We start from the raw sequence: 12,062 nt of genomic DNA on the forward strand, positions 1-12,062 counted from the left end.
CTGAAGTCAGTTCAGAAATTGTTGCAGCAAGTCGTTGAGGAACAACTGTCCGCGCTCGGTGGCCGCCAGACGTGACGGTTCGACCTGCAACAGACCGCTTTGTTCTGCCGCGGCCCGGCCTTCAGCGAGGCTTTCCAGCGACAGCCCGGTGCGCTCAGGATACAGGTGCGATTCGACGCCTGCGGTCAGGCGCAAAGCGTTCATCAGAAACTCGAACGGCATCTCGTCGTTGGTCAGCGCTTTCTCGCCGGCTTGAAAGCTTTTTGCCGGGTTGAGATAGTCCTTCGGCAAACGGGTTTTCCAGGTGCGAACGATGCGTCCGTCCGGGTGGCTGAGCTTGCCATGCGCACCCGCGCCAATGCCGATGAAGTCGCCAAAACTCCAGTAATTGAGGTTGTGCCGCGCCGGCCGGCCCGCCTGGGCATAAGCCGACACTTCGTATTGCGCATAACCGTGTTCCGCCAGCAGCGCTTGCCCGGCCTCTTGAATGTCCCACAGCGTGTCATCTTCCGGCAGCACCGGCGGCTGGTTCCAGAACACGGTGTTCGGTTCCAGCGTCAGTTGATACCAGGAAATGTGCGTCGGATTCAGTGCGATGGCCTGGCGCAGGTCGCTCAAGGCATCGTCCAGCGACTGGTCGGGCAAACCGTGCATCAAGTCGAGATTGAAGTTATCGAACCCGGCCTGACGTGCCATGCCGGCCGCACGCACCGCTTCGTCACCGTTGTGAATCCGCCCCAGCGCCTTGAGCTTTTCTTGCTGGAAGCTCTGGATGCCGATCGACAGGCGATTGATCCCCAGCTTGCGGTAGGCGACGAACTTCTCTTGCTCGAAGGTCCCGGGGTTGGCTTCCAGAGTGATTTCGATGTCGTGGGCAAACGGAATGCGCTGTTCGACGCCTTCCAGCAGCCGCCCGAGGGCTTCGGCGCTGAACAGGCTCGGCGTGCCGCCACCAAAGAAGATCGAACTGATTTCACGACCGTACACGGCGTGCAGGTCCTGATCGAGATCGGCCAACAGCGCATCAACGTATTCCTGCTCCGGCAAAACCGGGCTGGCGGTGTGTGAGTTGAAATCGCAATACGGACATTTGCGCACACACCACGGGATGTGGATGTACAGCGCCAGGGGCGGCAGCGTCGGCAACGGCGCCCGAGGCGAAGAGGCGGCGCCGCCGACAATCAGCGACGACGCAGAAGAATCACCGGTCATTTCAGGCCCAGACGCTGGCGCAGCAGATCCATTGCACGGGCGCGGTGGCTGATCTGGTTCTTGTCGGCCGGACTCAGTTCGGCGCTGGACACATCACGCTCCGGCACCCAGAACAGCGGGTCATAACCGAAACCGTGCTCGCCGCTGGCAGCGCTCAGTATCCGTCCGTGCCACAGGCCTTCGCAGAGAATCGGCAACGGATCGTCAGCGTGACGCACCAGCGCCAGCACGCAAACGAACTGCGCGCCGCGCTCGGCTTCCGGTACATCCTTCAGCGCGTCGAGCAGTTTGGTGTTGTTCGCCGCATCGCCCTTGCCGTCGGCATAACGTGCCGAATAGATGCCTGGCGCACCGCCAAGGAAATCCACCGCCAGACCGGAATCGTCGGCCAGCGCCGGCAACCCGGAAATGCGTGCGGCGTTGCGTGCCTTGAGGATCGCGTTCTCGACGAACGACAGACCGGTTTCTTCCGGCTCGACCTTGCTCCACTCGCCAATCGAGCGCAGTTGCACCGATTCGCCGAGCATGGCCTGGAGTTCTTTGAGTTTGCCGGCGTTATGGCTGGCCAGTACGAGCTGCTTGATGTTCATCATTCGCCGGGAAAGAGTTCTTGGTTGAAATTGATGGTGTTGATCTTGTCGCCGTTCTGCACCTTGATTTCAAAGGTGCGGGTTTCCTGCTGAGGCACCGGGTACTGGGCGATGTAGTAGATCGCACCCTGCTCGGTGACTTGCTTGAAATTCAGCGGCACGCTCTGGCTGGTCAGGTCTTTGACCGTGCCGGTGACATTGGCGACCAGCGGTTTGCCATCCTTGATCACCGAGACATTGATCACGCCCTGATTTTTGCTGCGAATCAGTTCAGCCGCCTTGGCGATGTCCGGCGTCAGAAACGTCGAGTTGAAAGTGTTGTAGTGCACCGTGACATCGCCGAAGGTTTCCTTGCGTTCGCCCTTGATGACGTCGGCCGCCATGGCGCTGGCGCTCAGGCAGGCAGTCAATAACAACAACGCTAAACGACCCATGATCGTGCTCCTCGAAATGACGGGATTCAGACCGCGACTTTGTGGTCTGCAAGCTGCGGGCTGCTGACGCGGTAGATACCGATCTCACCTAACAGATTAGGCCATAGCTTACTGGCCCACCCGTGGCGGTGCTGTTGATCCACGGCAAGCCGATCAATGACCTTCGCATCACGTTCGCGGCAAAGTTCTTCAAAGTCTTCGAAGGTGCAGAAGTGAATGTTCGGTGTGTTGTACCAGGTGTACGGCAGAAACTCGGACACCGGCATGCGGCCTTTGCTTGCCAGGTACCAGCGGCAGCGCCAGTGCCCGAAGTTCGGGAAGGTGATGATGCACTGACGGCCGACCCGGAGCATTTCGTCGAGGATCTTGTCCGGGTAATGCACAGCTTGCAGGGCCTGGGTCATGACGACGATGTCGAAACTGTTGCTGGCGAAGTTGCCCAGCCCCTTGTCCAGATCCTGTTCGATGACGTTGACGCCTTTGGCCACGCACTGGGCGATGTTGTCGGCGTCGTTTTCCAGGCCATAACCGGTGACGTTCTTGTTGTCGCGCAGCCAGGTCAGCAGCTCGCCGTCACCGCAACCGAGGTCGAGGACGCGGCTGCCGGCGGGGATCCATTCCTGGATGATTTCCAGATCTGCTCTCATGGCTTTCTCACAGCGTGATGCGGTTCATGTAATTGCCGAACGCCTGCAAATAGCGCGGGATCGGAATCAGGAAGGCGTCGTGGCCCTGCGGTGCGTCGATTTCCAGATAGCTGACGTCTTTGCGCGCCGCCATCAGTGCATCCACCAGTTCCCGCGAGCGGGCAGGGGAGAAGCGCCAGTCGGTGGTGAACGACATCACGCAGAACTTGGCCGTGGCGTTTTCAAAGGTTTTCGCCAGGTTATCGTCGAAGTTCGCTGCCGGATCGAAGTAATCCAGCGCCTTGGTCATCAACAGATAGGTGTTGGCGTCGAAGCGTCCGGAGAACTCTTCGCCCTGATAACGCAGGTAGCTTTCGACCTGGAACTCGACGCTGTGGAAGTCGTAGTTGAGCTTCTCGCTCTTGAGGCCACGGCCGAATTTCTCGCCCATGGAATCGTCGGACAGATAAGTGATGTGCCCGACCATGCGCGCCAGCATCAAGCCGCGTTTGGGGATCACGCCGGCTTCCTGGAACGAACCGCCGTGGAATTCCGGGTCGGTGAGGATCGCCTGACGCGCAACTTCGTTGAAGGCGATGTTCTGCGCCGACAGTTTTGGCGCCGAGGCGATAGCCAGACAATGGCGCACGCGGTCCGGGTAAGTGATGGTCCATTGCAATGCCTGCATGCCGCCGAGGCTACCGCCGATGACGGCCGCCCACTGGCCGATGCCGAGCAGGTCGGCCAGGCGCGCCTGGCTGTGTACCCAGTCCTCCACGGTCAGCACCGGGAAGTCGGCACCGAATGGCTTGCCGGTCTCCGGGTTAATGCTGCTGGGGCCGGTGGAGCCGTTGCAGCCGCCCAGATTATTCAGACTAACCACGAAGAACTTGCTGGTGTCGATCGGTTTGCCGGGGCCGATGCAGCTGTCCCACCAACCGGGTTTGCGGTCGTCGGGGCTGTGGTAGCCGGCGGCGTGGTGATGGCCGGACAAGGCGTGGCAGATCAGCACGGCGTTGCTCGCCTGTGCGTTGAGCGTGCCGTAGGTTTCGTAGATCAGGTCATAAGCGGGCAGCGAACGGCCACAGGCCAAGGCCAGAGGTTCGCTGAAGTGCGCCGTTTGCGGCGTCACCAGACCAACAGAATCGGGGGGAAAGGCAGCTGGCATCGACCCTGCTCTCGTTGAAATGAGGCGTAAGTCTAAAGACCGGGGGGGTTAGCGGCAAGCAACTACCTGCGCTCGTTCCCACGCTCTGCGTGGGAATGCCTCATTGGACGCTCGGCGTCCGCTTCGGCAGGGGACGCGGAGCGTCCCGGGATGCATTCCCACGCGGAGCGTGGGAACGATCAGCGCATTAGGTCAGGCAAATCCGGCAACTTCTTCGGCGAGCAGATCTTCACTCGCTTCTGCCGGTTCAACTCGCCACTGAGCAAACTGACTTGGCTTTTGGACACCCCAAACGCCTTGGCCAGAAAGCCCATCAGATAAGCATTGGCCTTGCCCTCAACCGGCGGTGCAGTCAGACGAATCTTCAGGCGATCCCCATGCAGCCCGGCGAAGTCATCGCTGCGGGCTGCCGGTTGCAGGTGACACTCGAGGATCAAGTCGTCACCGTCCCATCGAAACCAGCTCACATCAGCAGACGGAGGATTTCCGGCATCATCGTCATCGCCGCCAGATTGTTGATCACCAGCATGTCGATCAGTTTCAGCGCGAGGAAGGCGAAGATCGGCGACAGATCCAGACCGCCAAGGTTTGGCAGGATTTTGCGGAACGGCGCCAGCGCCGGCTCGCAGATCTGGTTGACCAGCTCAGCACCCGGATTGTGGCTGCCCGGTGCAACCCACGACAGAATCACGCTGATGATCAGGGCGAAGAAGAAGATCTTCAGGAACAGCGCGGTCACGCCGATCAGCGACCAGATAAACAGTTGCAGCGGGTTACCGGTGGTGCCGTAAGTCAGCAGCAGGGTCAACGCCATCAGCGCCAGTTGCACCAGAATCGCCAGCACCAGCGACGACATGTCCAGACCAAACAGGCTCGGAATGATCCGGCGCAGTGGTTTGAGCAGTGGCTGGGTCGCTTTGACGATGAACTGGCACAGCGGGTTGTAGAAGTTCGCCCGCACCAGTTGCAGTACGAAACGCAGCAGCACGATCAGCAGGTACAGACTGCCGAGGGTTTGCAGCACGTAAACCGCTGCGGTATTCAATCCAATCATGTAAGGCTCCTTATTTGCCCAGTTGTTCGGCCATTTCGGCCGAGCGGTGCGCGGCGGCGCCGAGTGCGGTTTCGACCAGTGCTTCAAAGCCATTGGCCTGGAATGATTTGATTGCAGCTTCCGTGGTGCCGTTTGGCGAAGTCACGCGGCGGCGCAGTTCGGCGGCGTCAACGTCGCTGGAGACGGCCATATGCGCGGCGCCCAGTGCGGTCTGCAGGGTCAGTTGTTCTGCGATGTCTTTCGGCAGGCCGAGTTTGACGCCGGCGGCGGTCATGGCTTCGATCAGCAGGAAGAAATAGGCAGGGCCGGAACCTGACACAGCGGTCACGGCGTCCAGTTGCTGTTCTTCCTTCAGCCACAAGGCGATGCCGACGGCGGACAGCAGCTCTTCGGCTTGCTGGCGTTGCTCGGCGGTCACTTTGCTGGTGGCGTACAAGCCGCTGACGCCCTGACGCAGCAGCGCCGGGGTGTTGGGCATGCAGCGCACGATCGGCTGCTCGCCGAGCCACGCAGTCATGCTGGCGCAGGTGATACCGGCAGCAATCGAAACCACCAATTGATTGGGTTTCAGGCTTGGGCGAATCGCTTCGCACACGGTTTTCATTGCCTGCGGCTTGACCGCCAGTACGATCACATCGACGCCGTCGATGGCCTGAGCGTTATCGGCGAAGGTTTCGATGCCGTGTTCGGCACTGACCTTGGCGCGGGTTTCTTCACCCGGGTCGCTGGCACGGATCTGCCCGGCTTCCAGCCCCTTGGCGCGCAGGCCGCCAATCAGACTGGCCGCCATGTTGCCCGCACCGATAAACGCAATACGTGTGTTGCTCATGTGTGGTCCTTATCTGGAAACGTTCAAGATTGGGAATAGTCGCGGGCGCCAAACAGGGCCGTACCGATACGAACCCAGGTGGCGCCTTGGGCGATGGCCGACTCAAGGTCGTGGCTCATGCCCATGGAAAGTGTGTCGAGCGGCAGATCAAGGCTCGCCTGCAATTTCTGCACGGCGGCGAAGGCCGCGTCTTGCTCGGCGCGGTCGTCGGTCGGCTCGGGAATCGCCATCAGGCCGCGCAGTTTCAGGCGCGGCAGTGCGCTGATCGCGGCGGCCAATGCCGGCAGGTCAGCCGGAGTGCAGCCGGATTTACTGGCTTCGCCGCTGACATTGACCTGAACGCAGATGTTCAGCGGCGGCAGTTCAGCCGGGCGCTGTTCGGACAAGCGTTGAGCGATTTTCAGGCGATCCACGGAATGCACCCAGTCGAAATGCTCGGCGATGGCGCGAGTCTTGTTCGATTGAATGGGGCCGATGAAGTGCCAGATCAAGGGCAGGTCAGCCAGTTCGAGCTGTTTGCCTATGGCTTCCTGCAGGTAGTTCTCGCCAAAGTCACGCAGGCCGGCGGCATATGCTTCGCGCAGGGCCTGGGCGGGTTTGGTCTTGCTGACCGCGAGCAACTGGACGCTGTTTTCAGCGCGGTTTGCAGCTGTTACCGCTGCCTGGATGCGCGAACTAACCAGTTGGATGTTGTCTGCTATCGTGGACATCAAGAGGCGCCAGCGGTCGGAAGGTTCGCGGCATTCTACTGGAATTGAGGAGCGCTATGGATATCACTGAACTGCTGGCCTTCAGCGCCAAACAAGGCGCTTCCGACCTGCACCTGTCGGCCGGTCTGCCGCCGATGATCCGTGTCGATGGCGATGTGCGGCGGATCAATCTGCCGGCGCTGGATCACAAGCAAGTGCACGAACTGATCTACGACATCATGAACGACACCCAGCGGGTCGACTTCGAGAAACATCTGGAAACCGACTTTTCCTTCGAAGTGCCGGGTGTGGCGCGTTTCCGCGTCAACGCTTTCAACCAGAACCGTGGCGCAGGCGCCGTATTCCGTACCATTCCGTCGAAAGTGCTGAGCATGGAAGACCTCGCCATGGGCGACGTCTTCCGCAAGATTACCGATGCGCCGCGCGGTCTGGTGCTGGTCACCGGGCCGACCGGTTCCGGCAAATCAACCACGCTGGCGGCGATGATCGATTACCTCAATACCCACCGGCATCACCACATCCTGACTATCGAAGATCCGATCGAGTTTGTTCACGAATCGCGCAAATGCCTGATCAATCAGCGTGAAGTCCACCGTGATACCCGCAGTTTCGCCACTGCGTTGCGCTCGGCACTGCGTGAAGACCCGGACGTGATTCTGGTCGGCGAGATGCGTGACTTGGAAACCATCCGCCTGGCGCTGACCGCTGCCGAAACCGGGCACTTGGTATTCGGCACGCTGCACACCACCTCGGCGGCGAAAACCATCGACCGCGTGGTCGACGTGTTCCCCGGTGACGAGAAGTCGATGGTACGTTCGATGCTGTCCGAGTCGTTGCTGGCGGTGGTCTCGCAGACGTTGATCAAGAAGATCGGCGGCGGGCGGGTGGCGGCGCACGAGATCATGCTGGGCACGTCGGCGATCCGTAACCTGATCCGTGAGGACAAGGTGGCGCAGATGTATTCGGCGATTCAGACGGGTGGGTCGTTGGGCATGCAGACACTGGACATGTGCCTGAAGGATCTGCTGACCAAGGGCTTGATCAGCCGCGAGCATGCGCGGGAGAAGGCGCGGACGCCGGATAATTTCTGAGGGAGTGATCGTTCCCACGCTCTGCGTGGGAATGCAGCCCGGGACGCTCTGCGTCCCTGCCGAAGCGGACGCGGAGCGTCCATTGAGGCATTCCCATGCGGAGCATGGGAACGATCGGTATGGTGTTAGCGCTGAACCACGCGCATCTGGTTTTGCTCTTTCGGCAACACACGCTTGGCAACCACGTAATGCTGCTGCCAGTACGGCTTGTTCAGCGTATCGATGCTCACCGCTTTGCCACGACGTGGCGCGTGGATAAAGCGGTCGTTGCCCAAGTAGATGGCAACATGGTTGACCCGACGGCTCTTGATGTTGAAGAAAATCAGGTCGCCCGGCTTCAGATCCTTGCGCTCGACTTTCTCGCCGTGACCGCTGGCCATGGCGTTGGAGGTGCGTGGTAGGTCGAACGTAGCGTCGTTGAACGCGTATTTCACCAGACCGCTGCAATCAAAACCTTTACTTGGGCTGCTGCCGCCCCAACGATAAGGGGTACCGAGGACGTTCACCGCACGGCTCAGCACATTGCTGCTTTCCTTGCTCGCCATCGGTGGCACCAGCTTGCTGTGGCTCTTGCTGCTCAGCGTGGTGGTTTTGCTTTTGCTGCTTTTGCTCGATGGAGCCGAAGCATGGGATTTAGGGGTAAAGCCGTTAACGTTGGGAAGACGTTGCTCACGATTGGTGGCGTGGGCGGCCAATGGCATTAATAGGCAGATGGTTAGCCATGTCTTGAAAAATGGTCGCATTAGGCGTGGCTCTTTAGTGATAGCGCGCAACTTTATAACAGAGTTTTTTTTCATTCCGAGTCCGTTGGTCGATTCAGTTGGAGGCCAACGGAACCAAATAAGCGGCAAATGGACGCAATTGTCGGACAGAAGTCAGGTGCTATAAGGCTTTGACGGTAGCAACGGTAACATTTGCCGTACGTCGGCTACCTGTAAAAAAGTCACAAAGAATTCAAGAATATTTATCTATCGTGTGAATCGAGGTCTTCATGAACCCCTATCAACAATTTGTTCAGCAGCAAGATACGCACAGCAAAATCATCGGTTATCTGCTGTGGATTTTCGGTTTTACCGGTGCTCACCGCTTCTATTACGGCAAGCCGGTGACCGGGACGATCTGGTTTTTCACCTTCGGTTTGCTGGGTATTGGCTGGCTGATCGATCTGTTCTTGATCCCGGCAATGGATCGCGAGGCGGATCTGCGTTTTACCGCAGGGCCGATCGAGTACAACGTGGCGTGGATTCTGCTGACGTTCCTTGGCGCACTGGGCGTGCACCGGATGTATCAGGGCAAGTGGATCAGTGGACTGATCTATCTGCTGACAGGCGGGTTGTTCTTTCTGGGGGTGCTGTATGACTTCTGGACGCTGAATGATCAGGTATCCGTACGCAACGCCGAAGGCAGAGGCGCCTTCCAGTAAGCCATCGCTGGCAAGCCAGCTCCCACAGGTTTTTGCGCTAACCCAAAGATAGCGCAAGACCTTGTGGGAGCTGGCTTGCCAGCGATTGGGGGCAACCCGGTATCAAGCCTGGTGACTGATCCGCCCATCCACCAGCGTATAGCGAACCACACCCGGCAGACTGTGCCCAATGAACGGGCAGTTCTCACCCTTCGACAACCAGTTCTCACCGGCCACCGTCGAAGCCTGCGGATCGAACAACACGATATCCGCCGCACCACCTACCGCCAGTTTGCCGGCCGGCAGACGCAACGCTTCAGCCGGGCCTGCACTCAGACGCGCCAGCAAGGTCGGCAGATCCAGCAACCCATCCTCAACCAGCGTCATCGCCAGCGGCAGCAACAGTTCAACACTGCTGATGCCCGGCTCGGTCGCGCCGAACGGCGCCAGTTTGGCGTCGCGTTCGTGCGGCTGGTGATGGCTGGAAATCGCCGAGACCACACCGGACTTCACCGCTGCACGCAGGCCATCACGGTCAGCACGCGTACGCAGCGGCGGTTGCACGTGGTACAGGCTGCTGAAGTCGATCAGCGCTTCATCAGTCAGAATCAACTGATACAGCGCGACATCCGCCGTCACCTTCAAACCACGGGCCTGAGCCTGAGCAATCAGGGCAACACCGCGAGCACTGGTCAACTGACTGAAATGCGCACGTACGCCGGTCTGCTCAACCAGCAGCAGGTCACGGGCAAGGGCCACGGTTTCAGCGGTTTCTGGAATCCCCGGTAAGCCGAGGAAACTGGCGACAGCGCCTTCGTGAGCCAAGCCACCTTCAGCCAAGTCGTGATCCTGCGAATTGAAGATCACCGTCAGGTCGAAGGTCGCCGCGTATTCCAGTGCCCGGCACAGGGTGCGGGTGTTGCGGAAGCTCTCCAGACCGTTGCCGAACGCCACGCAACCAGCGTCGCGCAGCGCCACCAGTTCGGCCAGTTGCTCGCCGTCCAGGCCTTTGCTCAGCGCGCCGATCGGGAACACCTTGGTGTTGCCGGCCTCGCGAGCGCGATCGAGGATCAGCTCGGCCACGGCCGAGGTGTCGAGCACCGGTTTGGTCTTTGGCGGGCAGCACAGGCTGGTCACGCCACCGGCCGCAGCAGCGCGGGTTTCGCTGATGATCGAACCTTTGCGGCTGTAGCCCGGCTCGCGCAGGGCAACGTTGAGGTCGACGAGGCCTGGAGCGGCGACGAGGCCTTGGGCGTCGATGGTTTCTACTGCGCTGAAACCGGCCGGGGCCGCGCCGAGGGCGACGATCTTGCAGGCTTCAACGTGAATGTCGGTGATTTGATCCAGGCCGCTGCTTGGATCGATGACGCGTGCGCCGAGAATGCTGAGCTTCACTGGGCGTTCTCCTGCTCGAATTGACGCTGCGCGGTTTGCCCGCTCATGGCCATGGACAACACAGCCATACGAATTGCGATGCCGTAGGTCACCTGATTGAGGATCACCGAGTGCGGGCCGTCGGCCACTGCGGACTCGATTTCCACCCCCCGGTTGATCGGCCCCGGGTGCATAACGATGCAATCGGGTTTGGCCCCGGCCAGACGCGCGGTGGTCAGGCCGAACAGTCGGTAGAACTCACCTTCGCTCGGCAACAGGCCGCCGGTCATGCGTTCACGCTGCAGGCGCAACATGATCACCACGTCGACGTCTTTCAGGCCTTCGGTCATGTCGGTGTAGACCTTCACGCCGTATTGCTCGATGCCGATCGGCAGCAGGGTCTTCGGCGCAATCACGCGGATGTCCGGGCAGCCGAGGGTCTTCAGCGCGAGCATGTTCGAGCGCGCAACCCGCGAGTGCAGGATGTCGCCAACGATGGCCACCGAGAGGTTTTCGAAACCGCCCTTGTGCCGACGGATGGTGAGCATGTCGAGCATGCCCTGCGTCGGGTGGGCGTGACGGCCGTCGCCGCCGTTGATGATTGCCACTTGCGGGCATACATGTTCGGCGATGAAGTGCGCGGCGCCGGAATCACCGTGGCGTACGACGAACATGTCGGCGGCCATGGCTTCGAGGTTGCGCAGGGTGTCGAGTAGGGTTTCACCTTTACTCGCCGACGAGGTCGACACGTTCAGGGTAATTACGTCTGCCGACAGCCGCTGGGCCGCCAGTTCGAAGGTGGTGCGGGTGCGCGTGGAGTTTTCGAAGAACACGTTGCACACGGTTTTGCCGCGCAGCAACGGGACTTTCTTCACCGCCCGGGCACCGACTTCGAGGAACGAGTCGGCGGTGTCGAGGATTTCCGTCAGCAACTCGCGGCGCAGGCCGTCGAGCGAGAGGAAGTGGCGCAGCTGGCCCTGATCATTGAGCTGCAGCGGGCGCTTGGTATCTAGAGGCGTCATCGCGAAGGGGACTCTCAATAGGGCGGATTAAAGGTTGAAGTCTTGCAGTTCGAGCGTCAGCGGCTCGGGGCCGGACAGCTTCACCCGTTCATGTGCGGCCAGCGACAGCGTCGCGCCAACCACGTTCGGGCGGATCGGCAGCTCGCCGGCGTCGAGGTCCAGCAGGCAGACCAGGGTCACGCTGGCCGGGCGGCCGTAGTCGAACAATTCGTTCATGGCGGCGCGGATGGTGCGGCCGCTCATCAATACGTCGTCGATCAGCACCAGATGCTGGCCTTCGATCTCGAAGGGCAGGGCGGACGGGCGCACTTGCGGGTGCAGGCCGTTCTGGCTGAAGTCGTCGCGGTAAAAGGACACATCCAGCGTGCCCAGTGGCGCATCGCTGCCCAATTCCTTAAGCAAGGCCTGCGCGACCCAGATGCCGCCGGTGCGAATGCCGATGTAACGCGGTTCAGTGATTTCACGCTGGGCAAGGTGCGCCTTGAGGCGGGTCGCCATCTGGCTGATCAGATCGGCGGGATTTGGCAGGCTCATGGTTGCTCCTTGTTGG

The 12,062-nt window shown here is 60.4% G+C and carries 15 protein-coding genes; 2 read left to right on the top strand and 13 right to left on the bottom strand.

The annotated features are described in order from the left end of the window. Window positions 1–6: 6 nt before the first annotated feature. The 9 genes from hemW to CKW26_RS17150 form a co-directional block, all read right to left on the bottom strand. Complete coding sequence (gene hemW, locus CKW26_RS17110; protein ID WP_095049457.1) at window positions 7–1,212, bottom strand: radical SAM family heme chaperone HemW; 1,206 nt, start codon at window positions 1,210–1,212, stop codon at window positions 7–9. Beyond that, window positions 1,209–1,805 carry an RdgB/HAM1 family non-canonical purine NTP pyrophosphatase gene (rdgB, locus tag CKW26_RS17115; protein WP_095049458.1) on the bottom strand — a complete coding sequence of 199 codons (597 nt, stop codon included), beginning with the start codon at window positions 1,803–1,805 and terminating at the stop codon, window positions 1,209–1,211. Before rdgB ends, hemW begins: the two co-directional genes overlap by 4 nt. Then, complete coding sequence (locus CKW26_RS17120; protein WP_095049459.1) at window positions 1,802–2,236, bottom strand: DUF4426 domain-containing protein; 435 nt, start codon at window positions 2,234–2,236, stop codon at window positions 1,802–1,804. Before CKW26_RS17120 ends, rdgB begins: the two co-directional genes overlap by 4 nt. Window positions 2,237–2,262: 26 nt before the next feature. Then, the gene (gene metW / locus CKW26_RS17125) at window positions 2,263–2,883 is read right to left on the bottom strand and encodes a methionine biosynthesis protein MetW (protein WP_007913638.1); all 621 of its coding nucleotides are present in this window, start codon (window positions 2,881–2,883) and stop codon (window positions 2,263–2,265) included. Between the two features lie 7 nt (window positions 2,884–2,890). Next, window positions 2,891–4,030: a homoserine O-acetyltransferase gene (locus CKW26_RS17130; RefSeq protein WP_095049460.1), complete on the bottom strand. Its 1,140-nt coding sequence runs from the start codon at window positions 4,028–4,030 to the stop codon at window positions 2,891–2,893. Between the two features lie 179 nt (window positions 4,031–4,209). After that, complete coding sequence (locus tag CKW26_RS17135; RefSeq protein WP_095049461.1) at window positions 4,210–4,497, bottom strand: DUF167 domain-containing protein; 288 nt, start codon at window positions 4,495–4,497, stop codon at window positions 4,210–4,212. Continuing rightward, window positions 4,494–5,084 (bottom strand): YggT family protein, encoded by a 591-nt coding sequence (locus tag CKW26_RS17140; protein ID WP_095049462.1) that lies wholly within the window; start codon window positions 5,082–5,084, stop codon window positions 4,494–4,496. Before CKW26_RS17140 ends, CKW26_RS17135 begins: the two co-directional genes overlap by 4 nt. Before the next feature lie 10 nt (window positions 5,085–5,094). Next, entirely contained in the window at window positions 5,095–5,913 is an 819-nt protein-coding gene (proC, locus tag CKW26_RS17145) for a pyrroline-5-carboxylate reductase (RefSeq protein ID WP_095049463.1), read from the bottom strand. A 23-nt stretch (window positions 5,914–5,936) separates the two neighbouring features. Beyond that, window positions 5,937–6,623: a YggS family pyridoxal phosphate-dependent enzyme gene (locus CKW26_RS17150; RefSeq protein ID WP_095049464.1), complete on the bottom strand. Its 687-nt coding sequence runs from the start codon at window positions 6,621–6,623 to the stop codon at window positions 5,937–5,939. A 56-nt stretch (window positions 6,624–6,679) separates the two neighbouring features. Between CKW26_RS17150 and CKW26_RS17155 the strand changes: the two genes are divergently transcribed. Next, complete coding sequence (locus CKW26_RS17155; RefSeq protein WP_095049465.1) at window positions 6,680–7,714, top strand: type IV pilus twitching motility protein PilT; 1,035 nt, start codon at window positions 6,680–6,682, stop codon at window positions 7,712–7,714. Between the two features lie 125 nt (window positions 7,715–7,839). On the opposite strand, the gene CKW26_RS17160 is transcribed toward CKW26_RS17155, so the two are convergent. Further along, the gene (locus tag CKW26_RS17160) at window positions 7,840–8,457 is read right to left on the bottom strand and encodes a C40 family peptidase (protein ID WP_095049466.1); all 618 of its coding nucleotides are present in this window, start codon (window positions 8,455–8,457) and stop codon (window positions 7,840–7,842) included. A gap of 248 nt (window positions 8,458–8,705) precedes the next feature. Between CKW26_RS17160 and CKW26_RS17165 the strand changes: the two genes are divergently transcribed. Beyond that, window positions 8,706–9,137, top strand: a complete 432-nt coding sequence (locus CKW26_RS17165; RefSeq protein WP_007913651.1) for a TM2 domain-containing protein — start codon at window positions 8,706–8,708, stop codon at window positions 9,135–9,137. A 102-nt stretch (window positions 9,138–9,239) separates the two neighbouring features. Here CKW26_RS17165 and CKW26_RS17170 read toward each other — a convergent pair whose 3' ends face one another. Genes CKW26_RS17170 through pyrR form a run of 3 tightly spaced genes read right to left on the bottom strand, consistent with a single transcriptional unit; the run spans window position 9,240 to window position 12,046 of the window. After that, window positions 9,240–10,511 carry a dihydroorotase gene (locus CKW26_RS17170; RefSeq protein ID WP_095049467.1) on the bottom strand — a complete coding sequence of 424 codons (1,272 nt, stop codon included), beginning with the start codon at window positions 10,509–10,511 and terminating at the stop codon, window positions 9,240–9,242. Continuing rightward, entirely contained in the window at window positions 10,508–11,512 is a 1,005-nt protein-coding gene (locus tag CKW26_RS17175) for an aspartate carbamoyltransferase catalytic subunit (protein WP_007913665.1), read from the bottom strand. The genes CKW26_RS17170 and CKW26_RS17175 overlap by 4 nt, the downstream gene beginning before the upstream one ends. Before the next feature lie 27 nt (window positions 11,513–11,539). Continuing rightward, a complete protein-coding gene (gene pyrR / locus CKW26_RS17180; protein ID WP_034153653.1) occupies window positions 11,540–12,046 on the bottom strand; it encodes a bifunctional pyr operon transcriptional regulator/uracil phosphoribosyltransferase PyrR in 507 nt (168 codons plus the stop codon). Window positions 12,047–12,062 lie beyond the last annotated feature (16 nt).

It is taken from the genome of Pseudomonas sp. Irchel s3h9, from assembly GCF_900187475.1.
In the GTDB taxonomy this organism is placed as follows: domain Bacteria; phylum Pseudomonadota; class Gammaproteobacteria; order Pseudomonadales; family Pseudomonadaceae; genus Aquipseudomonas; species Aquipseudomonas neuropathica.

Bases quoted from the DNA above. Each gene is read 5' to 3' on its own strand.
- CKW26_RS17140 (WP_095049462.1), bottom strand. From the start codon at position 5,084: ATGATTGGATTGAATACCGCAGCGGTTTACGTGCTGCAAACCCTCGGC.
- pyrR (WP_034153653.1), bottom strand. From the start codon at position 12,046: ATGAGCCTGCCAAATCCCGCCGATCTGATCAGCCAGATGGCGACCCGC.
- CKW26_RS17165 (WP_007913651.1), top strand. From the start codon at position 8,706: ATGAACCCCTATCAACAATTTGTTCAGCAGCAAGATACGCACAGCAAA.
- metW (WP_007913638.1), bottom strand. From the start codon at position 2,883: ATGAGAGCAGATCTGGAAATCATCCAGGAATGGATCCCCGCCGGCAGC.
- proC (WP_095049463.1), bottom strand. From the start codon at position 5,913: ATGAGCAACACACGTATTGCGTTTATCGGTGCGGGCAACATGGCGGCC.
- hemW (WP_095049457.1), bottom strand. From the start codon at position 1,212: ATGACCGGTGATTCTTCTGCGTCGTCGCTGATTGTCGGCGGCGCCGCC.
- CKW26_RS17120 (WP_095049459.1), bottom strand. From the start codon at position 2,236: ATGGGTCGTTTAGCGTTGTTGTTATTGACTGCCTGCCTGAGCGCCAGC.
- CKW26_RS17130 (WP_095049460.1), bottom strand. From the start codon at position 4,030: ATGCCAGCTGCCTTTCCCCCCGATTCTGTTGGTCTGGTGACGCCGCAA.
- CKW26_RS17160 (WP_095049466.1), bottom strand. From the start codon at position 8,457: ATGCGACCATTTTTCAAGACATGGCTAACCATCTGCCTATTAATGCCA.
- CKW26_RS17155 (WP_095049465.1), top strand. From the start codon at position 6,680: ATGGATATCACTGAACTGCTGGCCTTCAGCGCCAAACAAGGCGCTTCC.
- CKW26_RS17175 (WP_007913665.1), bottom strand. From the start codon at position 11,512: ATGACGCCTCTAGATACCAAGCGCCCGCTGCAGCTCAATGATCAGGGC.
- CKW26_RS17150 (WP_095049464.1), bottom strand. From the start codon at position 6,623: ATGTCCACGATAGCAGACAACATCCAACTGGTTAGTTCGCGCATCCAG.
- rdgB (WP_095049458.1), bottom strand. From the start codon at position 1,805: ATGATGAACATCAAGCAGCTCGTACTGGCCAGCCATAACGCCGGCAAA.